This window comes from Thiothrix caldifontis (genome assembly GCF_900107695.1).
GTDB lineage: Bacteria > Pseudomonadota > Gammaproteobacteria > Thiotrichales > Thiotrichaceae > Thiothrix > Thiothrix caldifontis.
Map to the genome: position 1 here is coordinate 126,628 of NZ_FNQP01000009.1, position 15,059 is coordinate 141,686.

Below are 15,059 nucleotides of genomic sequence, written 5' to 3' on the forward strand. Positions count from 1 at the left end.
TATACAAAATTTGCATATTGTATAAATTTATTGCATATTGTTATCTTTAAATGAATCGAACAATAACTAAACAAATGCAAGCAGACACACAGAATCGGCACATCCCGCAGGATGGCAAGCGCCTCAAGGCATTGCGGAAAATCAAAGGACTAAGCCAAGCAGGTTTAGCACAAGCACTGCAAACATTGATTAAGCCTTACATGAAACAAGGCTTCGTCATTCAGCAACCCGACATCGCACGGATTGAGCTGGAAAAGTCCACCCTAGACGTGCCTGCATTGCTCGGTTATTCGCAATTCTTTGGTACGGATATTGACGATTTGCTGAAACCGCATTTCCGCTCCCTACACAAAAATGCCTTTTGTTTGCAACAATTTTCGACGGATAGTGATGCGGATGATTACTTCACCCATATGGAAGCAGCAGGGCGCATTCTCGCTTACAGCCAGTTCCCCTCCTCATTTTTCATGGAAAATCAAGCCACTAACCGACGTTTCAAGCAGATAGCACAACCCGATTATTGCGAAACGCACCTGCATACGCTGGATTCCTTGTTGAGTTTCATTTTTTCGCCGATCAGCCGCTACGGCTACACGCAACGGAACAGCATTTTAGAACGCTATGTAAAACATTTCCGACAACGCCACCACAAGCGCTTGTACTTCTTTTCACGTGCCAGTTTCACGCCTCACAGCCTGTTTCCGAACCTAGTGTTGCTGCCTGAAAAAGCCACGTTGCTGATGCTGGCTCCTATCATGCAGCAGCAACAAGGCGATGTCTTTCTGGAAATTCATGACGAATTGATCTGCAAGCAGGTACACGATTTTTATTTCCAAACCGTGCCGTTATTGGAAGCCAACGTCACCCTACTGCGCATCGGCCGAGAAACACTCACACTCTTACAAGATGGCATTAGCATGGAAATGTCGATTCGTTTTTTTTATGAGGAAGTCCAGAAACGCAGCCCCGAAGACAGTGCTGCGGTTATGGAAAACTTCAGCTTGGATATTCAAGAAATGCTGAAAGAGTAAGGCAACTTAAAAATCCTCTTGTTCTGCTTCCAAAATAGCCAAGCTAATGTGCTTGCCAAGTGTGTCGTCCATGCTATGCCAATCTTTGTAAGCGACGATCTTTTCCGCAATTTTCGGCTTCATTTCGTGTGCCTCCATTTCTTCACGGAGTTCTTTGACACTGGTATACAACTTATTCATGTAATCGCCATACGCGGTAACAATGGCTTTATCACCGGTTGCACCATGCCCAGGTACAATCGTGCTTAAATCCATTGCAGCAATACGTTCGGCATTTTTAACACTACCAGGAAAACTGCCCTCATCCATTAAAATTAAACGGGCATTGCTGATGGTATCACCCGTAAACAAAAGTTTGTCTTCTAACACTTCAAACATGACTTCGTTGGAGGTATGCGCTTTACCTTCCACTAAGTGTGCTTTAACCGTGACATTGCCCACTTTGATTTCCTGATCTTGCGTCAATGCCTCGGTAGGAATCACCAGCTCAGTACCTGCCGTGGCTTTTTCGGTCATGGAGTCCATGGTTTCAATCCACGAGTCGCCTGCGCCTTGCTTAGCATCTTCAATCATGCCCGCACTGGCATAAAACTTAGCATCGGCATTGTCTTCCTTAAACGCCTGATTGCCGAGCCAGTGATCGCCATGAATATGGGTAATAAACACCTTCGTCACTGGTTTATCGGTAACTTTGCGGATATGCGCCAATACCGCACGCCCAATAGCGGCGCTTGAGCCGGGGTCAACCACCGCAACTTCACTATCGCCGACAATGAAACCAGGATTATTAATAAAACCCTGATTTTCTTTGTTAGGCTGACCGGCAGGGCCATGAATCACATAAACATGATCAGATACCTTTTCAGCTTTGTAGTTATCCACAATACCTTGATGAATATTTTTCTCCGCTGCTGCCAAGTTCAGACTGAACGTCGTCAAAGTAATTCCAGCAAGCCACAGTAACATGGGATGTTTCATAAATTAATTTCCTCCTAATTAAATTTTCTGAGAGTCTCAAGTGTATCCGATTACGGAATTAGCTGAAATTTCTGTGGGTTTGTCTACAATAGGCGGCTTTATTGAGTCAGCACGCTGGTAGGCTTTATACATGCAACACAACAACAGTCATCGCAAGGGCATTATTCTCGCAGGCGGCAGTGGCACACGCCTCTACCCCCTCACCCGCGCTGTCAGCAAACAACTGATGCCGGTCTACGACAAACCGATGATTTATTACCCTCTGACCGTGTTAATGCTCGCCGGGATCCGTGATATTCTCATCATCACCACTCCCGAAGATTCCACACAATTCCAGCACTTGCTGGGCGATGGTGCGCAATGGGGGCTGAATATTGAATACGCAGTGCAACCCTCACCGGATGGTTTAGCGCAAGCTTTCATCATCGGTGCTGATTTCCTTGGCAATTCACCTGCCACGCTGATTCTGGGTGATAACATTTACTACGGTGAAGGTTTATCCAGCCGTTTGCAAAGCGTTGCGCAACAAACCACTGGCGCGACCGTTTTCGCTTACTACGTCAAAGACCCAGAACGCTACGGTGTTGCCGAATTCGATGCTAACGGCAAAGCACTCAGCATTGAAGAAAAGCCTACTAATCCACGTTCTAATTACGCGGTAACGGGCTTGTATTTCTACGACAATCAGATTGTGGATGTGGCGCGTGAAGTCCGCCCTTCCCCACGCGGCGAGTTAGAAATCACCACTGTCAACCAGATGTATCTGGAACGTGGACACTTGCAAGTGGAAATGCTCAAACGCGGCACGGCGTGGTTGGATACTGGCACGCACGCCTCCTTGCTGGATGCGTCCAACTACATCCGCGTCATTGAAGAACGCCAAGGGCTGAAAATTGCCTGCCCCGAAGAAGTCGCGTGGCGCATGGGTTATATCGGTGACGAACAATTATTACAACTTGCCGAACCGTTGAAAAAAAGCGGGTACGGCGTATACCTCGCGGAATTGCTGAAATGAAGATTATCCCCACCAACATTCCCGACGTGCTGATCCTCGAACCGCAGGTGTTCGGCGATGCACGCGGCTTTTTTCTGGAAACGTGGAACAGCAAAACGTTTGCGGATGCAGGCTTAGACCTGAACTTTGTGCAAGACAATCACAGCCGTTCCGGTCAAGGTATTTTGCGCGGAATGCACTACCAAATCCAAAACCCGCAAGGCAAGCTGGTGCGCGTCACCAGCGGCAAAGTGTTTGATGTCGCAGTGGATTTACGCCAATCCTCACCCACCTTCGGGCAATGGGCGGGAGCAGAACTTTCCGCTGACAATCACCGCATGTTGTGGGTTCCGCCCGGTTTTGCACACGGCTTCTATGTCATGAGCGAATCGGCAGACTTTTTGTACAAATGTACTGACTTTTACGCCCCCGCTTACGACCGCAGCTTGCGCTGGGATGACCCGACTGTGGGTATCGAATGGCCGCTAATCAATGGCACACAGCCCACGATTTCCGCCAAAGACGAAGCAGGCAAAAGCTGGCAAGAGGCGGACAAATTCGCATGAAAATATTACTCACTGGCGCACACGGGCAACTTGGTTCAGAATTGCAAGCCACCTGCCCTGCCAATATCACCCTGATCCCGACTGATCGGGATACACTGGACATTACCGATCCGCAACAAGTCATCAATGCACTGGAACAACATCGCCCAGATGTCGTTATCAACGGTGCTGCTTATACCGCCGTCGACAAAGCGGAAACGGATAGCGCCAACGCTTACCTGATCAACCACGCCGCCGCACACGTCTTCGCCGCACAAGCAGCATTGTTTGATTATTACCTGCTGCAAATCTCAACCGATTTTGTGTTTGACGGGCTGCAATCCACCCCGTACCTGCCGAATGCCATCGCCAACCCACTCGGTGTTTACGGCGCAAGCAAACTCGCAGGCGAACAAGCCGTACAAGCTGCCTGCCCCAGTGCGGCTATTGTGCGCACCTCATGGCTGTATTCGGCTTACGGCAATAATTTCGTCAAAACCATGTTGCGCCTGATGCGCGAACGCGATTCCCTTGGCGTGGTAGCCGATCAAATCGGCACGCCGACATGGACAGGTACACTCGCGGCAACGCTGTGGTCATTCATCGCGCAAAAACCGCAGGGCATCTTCCACTGCGCCGATAACGGCGTGGCAAGCTGGTACGATTTCGCTGTTGCCATTCAGGAAGAAGCACTGGCGCTGGGATTGCTCAACAAAGCCATCCCCATCAAGCCGTTGCGCACCGACGAATACCCAACGCCCGCACGTCGCCCCACCTTCAGCGTGATGGATAGACGCGCAACTGAAGGCTTACTGGGCTACACTCTACCGCATTGGCGCAAGAGCTTGCGGCAGATGCTTACTCAATTGAAACAACAAAACGTAACAGCATGACAACGACATACACACCTAAACATCTGCTCGTCACTGGCGGCGCAGGCTTTATCGGCACAAATTTCGTGCATTTTTGGCTGCAACAATACCCAAACACCCGCTTGGTGATTCTGGATGCACTGACCTACGCTGGGCGCTACGAAAATCTGCAACCGTTGGAAGGACAAAGCAATTTCCGCTTCGTGCATGGCGATATTCTGGATCAGCCGTTGGTAGAGCAGTTGCTGCGCGAGGAAACCATCGACACGATTGTGCATTTCGCGGCTGAATCGCACGTTGACCGCTCGATTTATGGCCCGGATGCGTTCCTGAAAACCAATATCGACGGCACACACAGCTTGCTGAAAGCGGCAAAAACCGTGTGGCTGGATGAGAAACCGGGCTTTGTACACCGTTTCCACCACGTTTCCACCGATGAAGTGTATGGCACATTGTCAGCAACCGACCCAGCATTTACGGAAACCACCCCGTATGCGCCGAATTCGCCGTATGCCGCCAGCAAAGCTGCGTCTGATCACGTAGTCCGCGCCTACCAGCATACCTACGGCTTGCAGACCACGACCAGCAACTGCTCCAACAATTATGGCCCATACCAGTACCCGGAAAAGCTGATCCCGCTGGCGATTTCCAACCTGTCGCAAGGCAAACCCGTGCCGATTTATGGCGATGGGCAACAAATCCGCGACTGGTTATACGTTGACGATCATAACCGTGGCATTGACCTGATTATCCGCACTGGACGCATTGGCGAAACCTACAATATCGGTGGCAATAACGAACAGGCAAACCTGAGTTTGATCCACGAATTGTGCGCGTTGCTGGATGCGCGTTTCCCTGATTCACCGCACGTACCGCACAATCAGCACATTGTGTACGTGACCGACCGACCGGGGCATGACCGCCGTTACGCCATTGATAACAGCAAGATTTGCAGCGAATTGGGTTATGTACCCGCAGAAACTTTCCAAAGCGGTTTGGCAAAAACGCTGGACTGGTATTTGAATCACCCCGATTTCTGGCAAGGCGATGTCAAACTGTTTGGTACACACGCCCCTTCGACTACGCTCAGGGAGCAGGTTTGATGCAGTGCCGTATTTGTGGCAGTAACGGCGAACACCGCCACTATGTCGCCAAGGAAATGATGCTGGGGTTGCGGGATGAACACCGCTATTTCCAGTGTGCGGATTGCGACTGCCTGCAAATCGAACAGATTCCTGCCAATATTGCCGACTATTATCCCGACAATTATTATTCCTACAGCGATGCGACCAAGGCGGGCAATCCGCTTAAACAAGCCTTAACCAAGCTGCGGGATCGTTACGAAGTCACCGGTAAGTGTTTGATTGGGCGTGTGATGCATTTGTGGATACCCCATGCGAAACTGGCGACTTTACGCCCGTTAAAGCTAACGCCAAGAGCCAAAATATTGGATGTAGGATGCGGTGCAGGCCATTTACTACTCTCACTAAATGAACTTGGCTTTAAAAACTTATTGGGAATTGACCCGTTTAATCATGCTGACATTCTTTATCCTAACGGTTTACGGATCGAAAAGCGGGATATTTTCAGCGAAACGGGACAATGGGACGTGGTAATGTTTCACCACTCTTTTGAACACTTACCGAATCAGCGTCTCCATTTAGGACAGGTATACAACATTCTAAAACCGGGCGGTATGGCTTTGGTACGTATACCAACCGTATCCTCCTATGTGTGGCAGGAATACGGCATAAATTGGGTACAATTGGATGCACCGCGCCATTTTTATCTGCATTCGGTCAAGAGTATGCAAGCATTAGCCGAACAAGCCGGTTTTTTGTGTGAGCAGGTGATATACGACTCCAACGCACTGCAATTTTGGGGCAGTAAGCAATATGAGCGGGATATTCCGTTGCGTGATCCTCGTTCGTGGTCAGAATCACCGGAAAAGTCATTGTTTACGCGCAAACAAATCACTGAATTTGAACAACGAGCACACGAGTTAAATGCGCTGAACCAAGGGGATCAGGCAGCATTTTACTTGAGAAAACCGGCATGAATGGCAAGCCTAAGCTCCTCGCCATATCCTCCCCCGGCGGGCATTGGATTCAACTCACCCGACTATGTTCTGGGTTGGAAGGCCATTATCAGGTGGTATATGCCATGCCAGCAGCTTTGTTCACATCGGCTACGCTCAGTGAACGGAAAATGTATGCAGTAACGGATGTGAGTGCGGATGATAAATGGCGATTGGTTCCGTGTACCTTACAAATATTGTATATCCTTTTGAAAGAGCGCCCGAAAGCAATTTTATCCACGGGTGCAGCACCCGGTGCAGTAGCAATTTGGCTGGGCAGTTTTCTTGGTATCCGCACCATTTGGGTGGATAGCATTGCCAATGTGAAACACATTTCCCGTGCCGGTAAACTGGCAAAAAAGCGAGCGGATGTCTTCCTGACACAATGGGAACATTTAAGCAACAGCCAAGATATTCTGTTCAAAGGAGCAGTGCTGTGATCTTCGTCGCGGTGGGGACACAGTTTCCGTTTGACCGTCTGATCCGTGCCGTAGACGAGTGGGCAGCACAACATAATGTTACGGGGATGGCGCAGATTGCTGGTGGTGAGTATTTGCCGCAACACTTGCAATGGGAACGTTTTATGACCACCGCCGTGTTCAATCAGCACTTGCAAGCGGCTGATTTGATTATTTCGCACGCTGGCATGGGCAATATCATCACCGCCCTCGAAAACCACAAACCCATTATCGTCATGAACCGCCAACACGCATTGGGCGAACACCGCAATGACCACCAACTGGATGGGTTGGAATGGATGGGTAAATTGCCGGGCGTGTATACCGCCTCCACGCAAGACGAGTTGTATGCATTGCTGGAACGGCGGCAGGAATTGTATGCCACCCCACTGGCAACGGATGCTCGACGGCAAACTCTGGTCGATTTTATTGATCAAGCCATCCGCGCATGAGCAAAAGAAACTCACTATTACATACCAGTCTGATTACTACCTCCAGCCGCTTTTTGGGTGTAGGGCTTAACTATGCCGTCATCCTGATCCTGACGAATACCTTGAGTACCGACGAATCAGGCATGGTTTTATTGTTGATGGTGTTGATTCCTGCCGCCGCTTTATTCAGCCGTTTAGGCGTCGAGCAATGGCTTGTACGCGATGTGGCACGTCTGCCGGAAACGGATACACGCTTGCAAGCAGCTTACTTACGTGATGCGTACAAACTGGTGTTATGCAGCAGTGGCGCGTTCATTGTTCTGTGGTTCTTGTGTGTTCCTGTCATACAACATAGGCTATTTGATGATGCCATACACGCCTTACCATTATGGTTAGCCGCCGTAGGTATCTTATTGTTTAATGTGGTGATGATTAATGCCGCTTTTCTGAAGGCGGTACATTACACCTCAGCGTCGATGCTGGTGCAAAATAGTTTGCCAGCCGTGACGTTCTTGATATTAATCGGGCTGTTCTGGCAATTACTAACAGTGAACCAAACCCATTTGTTACTGTATAGTGGGTCACTCTTGTTGGCTGGGCTACTATCGTTTTGGTGGTTGCGCCCTTGGTGGCAAGACTTATTGGTTCGGCATAATTCACGTTGGTCAATGCGTGAGGTATGGCAGCAGTCTCTCCCCCTTGCGCCTGTTTCCATCTTGGCTTTTTTAATGTTATGGACAGATACATTACTGACAGGGTGGATGTTGAATAACCATGATGTTGCATTATACAGCGTTGCCGCTCGCCTATCGTTTGTCAGTTTATTTTTTCTGGGTGCAATGGATGCCACCATTTACCCACGCTTACTGCGTATCCACCAGCAACAACCTGAACAGGCTAAATGCTTTTTCTGGCAAGCTACCGCGTTAGTGGCAGGAATTTTAGGTGGCGTGACATTAGTATTATTGCTGTTAAGCGATGTGTTGCTGGCACTGTTTAAACCCGACTACCTGCAAGCCAGTAATGTGTTAAGTATTCTGTTGCTGGCACAACTGGTCAGGGCATTGAGTTTGACATTCTCATTCATGTTCATCATTAAAGAGCAAGTCTGGTATCTGAACACCTTACTAGGTACTGCTTTAATGGTAGATATTGTGAGTAATTTGCTGTTGATTCCTCTATACGGAATCGCAGGGGCGGCAACGGCAACCCTATTGGCAAATAGCGTGCTAACCGGTGGCGTAATCTTGCTGTTCTTCAAAAACCGCCTGCTAAGCGAACATGGGCAACTATACTAGGAAGCACCATGCTAAGAGTTATTGCTATCTCATTCATTATATCAACATTTATCCCTTCTGAATTTTTTTTCATGGTGGGATCAGTACGAATTGAAGCTTACCGTTTCATATTAGGTTTAGCATTGCTGTATGCGGCATTTAACTTTAGGCTGGCGCTTCAACAAGCTGATTTAGTAGATATTTTACTAATAGCATTAACGGGGTTCGTATTCGCTAGCTTTTTGCATAATCATGGCCTTCAAAAAGCGGTGGAATCCACTGGAATTTTCGCTATCGAAACCTTGGGAGCTTTTTATCTCGCCCGTCTGTTTATTATCACACCGCAACGTTTTTATCGGCTAAACCAAATTTTTATTACGCTCTTAGCTTTACTCACTGCGTTGACGTGTTACGAAGCCTTTACCCAACACCGCGTGTTACATGAAGTGGCGGAGAATATTACCGGTAATCAGGCTCTCGACCCGCGCTTGTATACGCATTATTACATCCGCAATGGCATTATGCGGGCGACCAGCTTGTTTGAGCATCCGATTTTATACGGAACCTTGATGGCCTTGTTCTTCCCGTTCGCCATCCTACTGGTATTACGTTACCGTAGTACCGGACATGTATTAACATTGGGTGGATTAGTCACCTCGATGATTTTAACGTTATCGTCTGCGCCACTATTAGCCATTATTTTTCAGGGATTTACTGCCATATTGGTTAGATTCTGGCAAAACGCCCGTGAGTTTTGGCTGTCGATGTTTTTTGGCGGGCTTGCCACCGCTTTATTGATTGAAGCATTTTCTAACAGGGGTTTTTTCGGGATCCTCATTTCTTACCTGACCTTTAACCCCAATACAGGCTACTTCCGTATTTTGCAGTGGGAATACACCACCGATGACATCCGTGACAACCTGATTCTGGGTATCGCGCATCACGATTGGACACGCCCGTATTGGATGGAATGGATGGGGAATAGCATTGACAGTTTCTGGCTATTATTGATTCTCCAGCACGGTTTGTTCGCATTAATTCTATTGCTGTTGGCGTGCTTGTATGCTGTTTTCCATACCCTCAACCTTGCGCATCACCATTGTGAGCAACACCGCTGGATGGTATCTGCCTGGATTATGTCGTTCATGTCACTGATTCTAATCGGCTTTACGGTGGATTATTTCGGTAAGTTACAACCCCTGTTTTTCTTTATGCTGGGGGCAATTGGTTGGGCACACTATTATCCTTTATGGAACCGTCAGGCGGAAGAATTGGCATCATCAGACAATTCCCACAATACTAACCTCAACGATAACCGTGAAAATTAAAGACAAGACATGAGACTGCGTTTTATTAATCAAAGAGTATTTATGTGGCTGGTATGGTTTCGTGACAGTCTACTGTGGCTGCGCACCTGGTATTTCCGCACCATTTATGGCATGAATATCGCACCCGATGTACGGATTTCTTTTAAGGCAAGGCTGGACAAAACGAACCCTCGCTGTGTTGAAATTGGGGAAAAAACTTATATTGCATTCGATGCCATTATCCTTGCGCATGATTATGCTACCCGACGACATGGTGGGCAATTCGAGCAAAAGACTCGCATTGGGACTAACTGTTTTATCGGCTGTGCGGCGATTATTTTGCCGGGAGTCAGCATCGGCGATCAGGTCATTGTTGGAGCAGGTAGTGTCGTTACCAAAGATGTGCCTGCGCATTCAATTGTAGCGGGTAATCCAGCCAAAGTAGTGCGTTCCGGCATCCAGACGATTGCTTATGGGAGATTGGTATGATCACTGCCACACCAGACGTTAGCATCATTCTGGTTTCTTATAATACATCTAGTTACATCCGCCGTGCACTGGAGTCGCTATTTCGCGAAACCCAATTGACCTCTTTTGAGGTCATCGTGGTGGATAATGCCTCTGGTGACGGTTCTGTCGCGATGATTCGTCAGTTTTTTCCGCAAGTGATGCTGATTGAATCTGGGGAAAATCTGGGCTTTGCAGGAGGAGTGCAACTGGGCGCACAACAGGCAAAAGGTAGCTATCTGCTGTTGTTAAACCCAGATACGGTAATTGTTAATGCAGCCGTAGATCGTTTATTGCACTTCGCCAGACTTTACCCGGATAGCGGTATTTGGAGCGGCGTTACCCTCAATAACGATATGAGCCTGAATACCCAACATGCCTGGAGCAAACCTAACTTACGTGATCTGTTTTATAGTGCCGTAGGCTTAAGTAAGTTATTCAATAAAACCTGCGTATTCAATAACGCCAACTACGGTTGCTGGACACGCGATACCATTAAAGACGTGGATATTGTGTCCGGTTGCTTCTTTCTAACCACCCGTGAATTGTGGGATAAACTCGGTGGGCTGGATGCCAGCTTTTTCATGTACGCCGAAGAAGCCGATTATTGCCTACGTGCCAAAACCCTTGGTTATCAGCCAATAGTCACCCCTGATGCCCGCATTATCCATCACGGGGGGGTCAGTCATAGTCACTTTTCTGGCAAACAAATCAAGTTACTCAAAGGTAAAGTGGAGTTGTTCAATCGACACGTAGCTGCGTGGCAACGCCCTGCCTACAAAGCTTTACTGTATTTCTATGTGCTGAACAAATATATATTACATACCGTTTTCAAACCACGCTCAGAACAACGACGTGAATGGCAAACCGTATTTGCACAACGTGCAGACTGGTTGAGGGGGTATCGTTAATGGCGAGCGTGATTGTTCCTGCACACAATGAAGCGAGCGTTATCCGGCGTTGCTTAGATAGTCTCAACGATCAGCCAGATCTAGAGACACTGATCGTGGCCTGTAATGGATGCACCGACAATACGGCTGACATTGTACGCAACGAATACCCGCAAGCGATTTGCTTAGAGATTGCAATCCCCTCTAAAGTCAATGCCTTGAATGAAGCTGAAAAACATGTCACTAGCTGGCCCGTCTTTTACCTTGATGCTGATACATGTCTATCACCTAATGCGATTCACGCGATTACACAAATAATGGCGAGTGGTAGCCCCTTGTTGGCTGCACCCGAACCGGTTATTGACACATCCCAATCTTCTTGGGCAGTCCGGCAGTATTATCGTATTTGGTTGCAACTGCCCTATATTCGCGAAGGCGTGGTGGCTACCTGTAGCTATGTCATTAGTCGGGAAGGCCATCAACGTTTCCAGAAGTTTCCTCCTGTTATCAATGATGACGGTTTTGTGCGTTGCCAATTTGAGCCTCACGAACGTCATAATATTGCTGACACACAAATCTTTATTAACGCTCCCCGTAATCTCACTTCGTTAATCAAGATTAAAACACGTGCACGCTTAGGTAATATGCAGTTAGCGGCTAGTAAGTTCTGCATGAAACCAGACAAAAAACCGTATTCCCGCATCTTGTTTGATAAACTAATGAGTCGTGATGCTGTACCTACTATCGTCTATGTGTTCATTGCAAGTTTCATTCGCTGGCGAGCCAAGCAGCAATATCGCCACTTGCAAACCTATACATGGGAAAAAGACCAGTCTTCACGTTAAAAAATCACATCATGTTCATACCGAATACTTATAAGAAAATGCCGTTTGTATTTTTTTTACGACAAAACTCCCCAACTGAGCTATATTACAAGCCAGTTTCAGCAACTTTCGAGTGTCATCACGGTTGCCTGATAACCAAAAGAACTATTTGAATAACAAATAGATGGGGCTTTTGTGCCATTTATTATTTTGCTTGTAACAGCGAGTTAACGTGTTGTTTTTTTACATCACCCTCTAGCCTATGCTCGCTGGTTAACAACACACTCCATGATGGCGTTTGGTGCAGCCATTGTTAGAGGATAACGGTTGAATGGAAAACTTGAAGACAAATAACAAAATCAGCGCTGAACTGATCTACCGAGGTACAGACACGTTAATTATTCTGGGGATCGTTATCCTCGCATCTTTACATTCAAGCACTTACAATATCCAAGGTTACTTAAGCATCGGCCTCGGAACCTCACTTCTGTTTGGCTTGGTGGGTCGATTTACCGATATTTACACATCGTGGAGTGGAAGACCATTCTTCCGTGACGAAGTTATACGCCTTATTGTGACTTGGTTAGTGACCTTTTTGTTCCTTATTTTTATTATTTTTGCTGCAAAAACATCAGAAGAATTTTCACGCTTTGTATTGATAGGCTGGTTATTTATCACGCCGCTACTACTAATCAGTAGCCGTTATGCTCTACGTAACTTACAAGCTTCCCTCAAACGTATCGGCATTAACAACCACAGCATTGCCATTGCTGGCATCACCCAGCAAGGTTTACATTTTGCTCAAATGATTGAAAGCCAACCCGATTCTGGGTTTCAAATTGCTGGGTTTTACCATTTGGAAGACAATAGTTCTGCGCTTCAACTGCCACGGCACTATGCCAACCTCGGTAATGCAGAAGCGATGAAAGAAGCAGCACGCACAGGCGAGTGGGATCAGATTTACCTTGCACCAGCATCGGGACAGTCAACATTCTCTCTGTGTCTGATCAATGAACTGTCAGATACGATCACACCTATTCGTCTTATCCCCGACGACTTCACCAACTCATTGTTACACAGCCGTTACATGGAAATCGCTGAAACCCCCGTTTTACGTATTTATGATGCCCCAATGTCTACACAACGGGCATTAATCAAGCGCATAGAAGATTTGTTTCTGGGAGCCTTGATTTTAGTCCTCGTGTCACCCATGATGCTAGTCATTGCTATTGCGATTAAGTTGTCCTCACCCGGCCCTGTCTTATTCAAGCAGACAAGACATGGCTTGCGAGGTGAAAAATTCCAAGTTCTGAAATTCCGTACCATGACAGTCTGTGAAAATGGTGGCAACATTAAACAGGCAACCCGTAATGACTGCCGAATCACTCGCATAGGTTCATTCTTGCGTAAAACATCGTTGGATGAGTTGCCACAGTTTTTCAATGTACTGCAAGGCCATATGTCGATTGTGGGGCCGCGTCCGCACGCTGTCGCTCATAATGAAGAATACCGCCAACTCATCCCCGGTTATATGCGTCGCCACTTAATGAAACCTGGTATCACTGGCTGGGCGCAAGTGAATGGCTGGCGTGGCGAAACCGATACGCTCTTTAAAATGGAAAAGCGTGTAGAACTTGATATGGAATACATCCGTAGCTGGAGCTTAGCGCTGGATCTGAGGATTATTGTTGTGACGGTCTTCAAGACTTTGTATGACAAAAATGCTTACTAGAGCCACATAAAGCAGTGATAATCGAACAACTTACCTTCACCCGTTACATCGCAGCGCTAACGGTCGTGTTTTTTCACTACGGCACAACCGTGTTTCCGGCAAATCTGGCGTGGGTAAACCCGGTATTGGCAGCAGGCCCCATTGCCGTCAGTTATTTTTACGTACTCTCCGGCTTTATCATGGCAATTGCTTATTATCGACCCGATAAGTCACAGCAAGCCTTTGATATGCGACGCTATTGGTGGGCACGAGTCGCACGGATTTACCCTGTATACCTGTTAGCACTGTTGCTGATGATAGCAGCGAAGTTTCAAAGTGCTGGTAGTGAACCGTTAACCGTCGCACTTAGCTTGAGCATGTTGCAAGCATGGATACCAAGCTACCCTTTAACGTTAAATTCGCCCGGCTGGTCATTATCAGTAGAGGCATTTTTCTATTTGTGTTTCCCTCTGTTAATCCTGCTGGTGAAACGTTATCACTTGGTACACCTCACCATTGCAGCCGGTCTGCTGTGGTTCGTGACTCAAATTGGGCATACCCTCCTGCTTAATACAGAAGCGTACACCCCACGAGGATTATTGCATGATGTTATTTTTTACCATCCGCTCATGCATCTCAATACATTTATCATTGGCTTTATCGCAGGAGCATGGCTACAAATGGGTAAGCTGCAACGCTTAAGTAGCCCTGGCTTAAATGTCAGTGGGCTGGTGCTGGTGTTAGCATTCATCATCATGATGCTGATTACTCGCCAACCTATAATAGACAGCACTGGTATTGCGTTTGACTACACCAATGGCCTGATTGCCCCGCTATTTTTATTATTTATAGTCCTCCTTGCACTGAATACTGGAAAAATTAGCCAGTTTCTGCAACACAAATGGCTGGTATTGCTGGGTGAGGCCAGTTTTTCACTGTATATCTTACAAAAACCACTGCATGGCATTTATGAAAAACTGATGCCTGTAGGGATAGAGGCTGATGGAGCACTGCATTTTTACATCTTTATCATGCTACTAACCATCAGTGCCTTATTTTCTTATTGGTTTTTTGAAGCACCACTACGACGCTTAATCAACAACTTTGTTAACCGTGCCCCCTAAGAATTGCTACAATCGGGCGCTCTATTCAACTTG

Annotated in this window: 16 protein-coding genes; 15 read left to right on the forward strand and 1 reads right to left on the reverse strand. The window is 47.3% G+C overall.

The genetic code is table 11. The features are described from left to right. The first annotated feature begins 74 nt into the window (after window positions 1-74). Entirely contained in the window at window positions 75-1,031 is a 957-nt protein-coding gene (locus tag BLV87_RS09310) for a helix-turn-helix domain-containing protein (protein ID WP_093067871.1), read from the forward strand. 6 nt (window positions 1,032-1,037) lie between these two features. Here the strand turns inward: BLV87_RS09310 and BLV87_RS09315 are convergent, their stop codons facing one another. Continuing rightward, entirely contained in the window at window positions 1,038-2,009 is a 972-nt protein-coding gene (locus BLV87_RS09315) for an MBL fold metallo-hydrolase (RefSeq protein ID WP_093067874.1), read from the reverse strand. Window positions 2,010-2,139: 130 nt separating this feature from the next. Between BLV87_RS09315 and rfbA the strand changes: the two genes are divergently transcribed. From rfbA to BLV87_RS09385, 14 genes are all read left to right on the forward strand, one after another. After that, the gene (gene rfbA / locus BLV87_RS09320; RefSeq protein WP_093067875.1) at window positions 2,140-3,024 is read left to right on the forward strand and encodes a glucose-1-phosphate thymidylyltransferase RfbA; all 885 of its coding nucleotides are present in this window, start codon (window positions 2,140-2,142) and stop codon (window positions 3,022-3,024) included. After that, window positions 3,021-3,569 carry a dTDP-4-dehydrorhamnose 3,5-epimerase gene (rfbC, locus tag BLV87_RS09325; protein ID WP_093067878.1) on the forward strand — a complete coding sequence of 183 codons (549 nt, stop codon included), beginning with the start codon at window positions 3,021-3,023 and terminating at the stop codon, window positions 3,567-3,569. The genes rfbA and rfbC overlap by 4 nt, the downstream gene beginning before the upstream one ends. Then, on the forward strand, window positions 3,566-4,441 hold the full coding sequence (rfbD, locus tag BLV87_RS09330) for a dTDP-4-dehydrorhamnose reductase (protein WP_093067880.1): 876 nt from the start codon (window positions 3,566-3,568) through the stop codon (window positions 4,439-4,441). The genes rfbC and rfbD overlap by 4 nt, the downstream gene beginning before the upstream one ends. Beyond that, a complete protein-coding gene (gene rfbB / locus BLV87_RS09335) occupies window positions 4,438-5,523 on the forward strand; it encodes a dTDP-glucose 4,6-dehydratase (RefSeq protein ID WP_093067883.1) in 1,086 nt (361 codons plus the stop codon). Before rfbD ends, rfbB begins: the two co-directional genes overlap by 4 nt. Continuing rightward, a complete protein-coding gene (locus BLV87_RS09340; protein WP_093067884.1) occupies window positions 5,523-6,479 on the forward strand; it encodes a class I SAM-dependent methyltransferase in 957 nt (318 codons plus the stop codon). Before rfbB ends, BLV87_RS09340 begins: the two co-directional genes overlap by 1 nt. Continuing rightward, window positions 6,476-6,937: a glycosyltransferase family protein gene (locus tag BLV87_RS09345; RefSeq protein ID WP_093067887.1), complete on the forward strand. Its 462-nt coding sequence runs from the start codon at window positions 6,476-6,478 to the stop codon at window positions 6,935-6,937. Before BLV87_RS09340 ends, BLV87_RS09345 begins: the two co-directional genes overlap by 4 nt. Then, a complete protein-coding gene (locus BLV87_RS09350; protein WP_093067889.1) occupies window positions 6,934-7,407 on the forward strand; it encodes a glycosyltransferase in 474 nt (157 codons plus the stop codon). Before BLV87_RS09345 ends, BLV87_RS09350 begins: the two co-directional genes overlap by 4 nt. Then, window positions 7,404-8,684 (forward strand): oligosaccharide flippase family protein, encoded by a 1,281-nt coding sequence (locus tag BLV87_RS09355; RefSeq protein WP_093067892.1) that lies wholly within the window; start codon window positions 7,404-7,406, stop codon window positions 8,682-8,684. The genes BLV87_RS09350 and BLV87_RS09355 overlap by 4 nt, the downstream gene beginning before the upstream one ends. 71 nt (window positions 8,685-8,755) lie before the next feature. Continuing rightward, complete coding sequence (locus BLV87_RS09360; RefSeq protein WP_245706977.1) at window positions 8,756-9,991, forward strand: hypothetical protein; 1,236 nt, start codon at window positions 8,756-8,758, stop codon at window positions 9,989-9,991. A gap of 42 nt (window positions 9,992-10,033) precedes the next feature. Continuing rightward, complete coding sequence (locus BLV87_RS09365; RefSeq protein WP_245706978.1) at window positions 10,034-10,459, forward strand: acyltransferase; 426 nt, start codon at window positions 10,034-10,036, stop codon at window positions 10,457-10,459. Beyond that, window positions 10,456-11,388 carry a glycosyltransferase family 2 protein gene (locus BLV87_RS09370; RefSeq protein WP_093067901.1) on the forward strand — a complete coding sequence of 311 codons (933 nt, stop codon included), beginning with the start codon at window positions 10,456-10,458 and terminating at the stop codon, window positions 11,386-11,388. The genes BLV87_RS09365 and BLV87_RS09370 overlap by 4 nt, the downstream gene beginning before the upstream one ends. Next, entirely contained in the window at window positions 11,388-12,212 is an 825-nt protein-coding gene (locus BLV87_RS09375) for a glycosyltransferase (RefSeq protein WP_093067903.1), read from the forward strand. Before BLV87_RS09370 ends, BLV87_RS09375 begins: the two co-directional genes overlap by 1 nt. A gap of 310 nt (window positions 12,213-12,522) precedes the next feature. Continuing rightward, window positions 12,523-13,923 (forward strand): undecaprenyl-phosphate glucose phosphotransferase, encoded by a 1,401-nt coding sequence (locus BLV87_RS09380; RefSeq protein WP_093067906.1) that lies wholly within the window; start codon window positions 12,523-12,525, stop codon window positions 13,921-13,923. Between the two features lie 14 nt (window positions 13,924-13,937). Further along, window positions 13,938-15,026, forward strand: a complete 1,089-nt coding sequence (locus tag BLV87_RS09385; protein ID WP_093067909.1) for an acyltransferase family protein — start codon at window positions 13,938-13,940, stop codon at window positions 15,024-15,026. Window positions 15,027-15,059 lie beyond the last annotated feature (33 nt).

Bases quoted from the DNA above. Each gene is read 5' to 3' on its own strand.
- rfbB (WP_093067883.1), top strand. From the start codon at position 4,438: ATGACAACGACATACACACCTAAACATCTGCTCGTCACTGGCGGCGCA.
- rfbD (WP_093067880.1), top strand. From the start codon at position 3,566: ATGAAAATATTACTCACTGGCGCACACGGGCAACTTGGTTCAGAATTG.
- BLV87_RS09365 (WP_245706978.1), top strand. From the start codon at position 10,034: ATGTGGCTGGTATGGTTTCGTGACAGTCTACTGTGGCTGCGCACCTGG.
- BLV87_RS09380 (WP_093067906.1), top strand. From the start codon at position 12,523: ATGGAAAACTTGAAGACAAATAACAAAATCAGCGCTGAACTGATCTAC.
- BLV87_RS09355 (WP_093067892.1), top strand. From the start codon at position 7,404: ATGAGCAAAAGAAACTCACTATTACATACCAGTCTGATTACTACCTCC.
- rfbA (WP_093067875.1), top strand. From the start codon at position 2,140: ATGCAACACAACAACAGTCATCGCAAGGGCATTATTCTCGCAGGCGGC.
- BLV87_RS09345 (WP_093067887.1), top strand. From the start codon at position 6,476: ATGAATGGCAAGCCTAAGCTCCTCGCCATATCCTCCCCCGGCGGGCAT.
- rfbC (WP_093067878.1), top strand. From the start codon at position 3,021: ATGAAGATTATCCCCACCAACATTCCCGACGTGCTGATCCTCGAACCG.
- BLV87_RS09375 (WP_093067903.1), top strand. From the start codon at position 11,388: ATGGCGAGCGTGATTGTTCCTGCACACAATGAAGCGAGCGTTATCCGG.
- BLV87_RS09310 (WP_093067871.1), top strand. From the start codon at position 75: ATGCAAGCAGACACACAGAATCGGCACATCCCGCAGGATGGCAAGCGC.
- BLV87_RS09370 (WP_093067901.1), top strand. From the start codon at position 10,456: ATGATCACTGCCACACCAGACGTTAGCATCATTCTGGTTTCTTATAAT.
- BLV87_RS09360 (WP_245706977.1), top strand. From the start codon at position 8,756: ATGGTGGGATCAGTACGAATTGAAGCTTACCGTTTCATATTAGGTTTA.
- BLV87_RS09340 (WP_093067884.1), top strand. From the start codon at position 5,523: ATGCAGTGCCGTATTTGTGGCAGTAACGGCGAACACCGCCACTATGTC.
- BLV87_RS09315 (WP_093067874.1), bottom strand. From the start codon at position 2,009: ATGAAACATCCCATGTTACTGTGGCTTGCTGGAATTACTTTGACGACG.